Origin of the sequence: Nguyenibacter vanlangensis (assembly GCF_013376155.1) — a bacterium.
Classification (GTDB): Bacteria; Pseudomonadota; Alphaproteobacteria; order Acetobacterales; family Acetobacteraceae; genus Gluconacetobacter; species Gluconacetobacter vanlangensis.
Window position 1 is genome coordinate 1 of sequence record NZ_JABXXP010000710.1, and the last position, 1,403, is coordinate 1,403.

The 1,403-nt window shown below is 68.2% G+C and carries 2 protein-coding genes; both read right to left on the reverse strand.

The annotated features are described in order from the left end of the window. Nucleotides 1-115: 115 nt before the first annotated feature. Nucleotides 116-1,033, reverse strand: a complete 918-nt coding sequence (locus tag HUK84_RS18285) for an S-methyl-5'-thioadenosine phosphorylase (protein WP_176641507.1) — start codon at nt 1,031-1,033, stop codon at nt 116-118. After that, nucleotides 1,023-1,403: cytochrome c1 (locus HUK84_RS18290; RefSeq protein WP_218064456.1), on the reverse strand; the 381-nt coding region annotated here is incomplete at its 5' end. The genes HUK84_RS18285 and HUK84_RS18290, both read right to left, overlap by 11 nt.

A 1,403-nucleotide genomic window follows, 5' to 3' on the forward strand; every position in this document is an offset into this window, starting at 1 on the left:
GGCCGCGACGGCCGCTTTCTGCTGCCGGTCCCGGCGTTTGCGTTCGCGCCGGAGGTTGACGACATTGCACATGCGACACCTGTAACGCCGGACATCCGCGCCGGACGAAGGGAGATCAGGCCCGGGACAGGATCCGGCCGGCCACCGCGTCCAGCCGGGCCAGCAGGGCGGGGTCGCGCTTGTCGGGCGCGGTGATCAGCGCATGTTCCAGGGCACGGTCGCACCCGGCCCGGCAGGGGTCGCGCGGCTTGCCCAGCGCCGGAATGACGGATTTGACCAAAGCGCGGGCCTTGTCGGCGTTGGAGAGCATGACCTTGACGACCGCGTCGACCGTGACGCTGTCATGGTCGGGGTGCCAACAGTCGTAATCGGTCACCATCGCCACGGTCGCGTAGCAGATCTCGGCCTCGCGGGCCAGCTTGGCCTCGGGCATGTTGGTCATGCCGACCACCGAGCAGCCCCAGGAGCGGTAGAGGTTGCTTTCGGCGCGGGTCGAGAATTGCGGGCCCTCCATGACCAGGTAGGTGCCGCCGCGCGTCACGTCCAGGCCGAGCGCGCGGGCCGTGTCCTCGAGCGTGTCGCCGATGCGCGGGCAGAGCGGATCGGCCATCGAGACATGGGCGACGCAGCCCGTGTCGAAGAAGCTCTTTTCCCGGGCGAAGGAGCGGTCGATGAACTGGTCGATGATGACGAACCGGCCAGGGGGAAGGTCTTCCTTCAACGAGCCCACGGCCGACAGCGACACGATGTCGGTCACGCCCGACATCTTCAGCGCCGCGATGTTGGCGCGATAGTTCAGGCGCGACGGCGGGATCGGGTGCCCCCGCCCGTGGCGCGGCAGGAAGACGCAGCGCACCCCGTCCAGACGGCCGAACAGCAACTGGTCGGACGGCATGCCCCAGGGCGTTTCCACCGTGCGCCATTCCTTGTCCTCGAGCCCGTCGACATCGTACAGGCCCGAACCGCCGATCAGGCCGATCACGGGTTCGATCGTTTCGGCCGGTACGGTGCCGGAGGCGGGATTAATGGACATTGGACCAGATTCTCCGTTTCAGAACGAATGTCAGGACGGCCAGGAACAGCAGGTAGAGCGTGACCTGCACCCCCAGGCGATGGCGTTCGGCCAGGTGGGGATATGCCGCCCAGGCGAGGAAATTGGTGACGTCACGGGCTTCCTGCGCCGTGGTTGCGGCCGTGCCGTCGGTAAAGGCGACCTGCCCGTCATGCAAGGGCGGCGGCATGGAGATTTCCGCATTGGCGGCATAGGGGTTGTAGAACGCGCCGGGATGGCTGGGCCGGTAGCCGGCGGGCGGCTGCGCGCCATAGCCGGTCAGCAGCGCGTAGATCCGGTCGGGGCCGCCCGGATAGACCAGGGCCAGGCGCGACTGGTCGGGGGGGACGGC

Excerpts from the sequence above, each read along its gene's own strand:
- HUK84_RS18285 (WP_176641507.1), bottom strand. The coding sequence starts at position 1,033 with ATGTCCATTAATCCCGCCTCCGGCACCGTACCGGCCGAAACGATCGAA.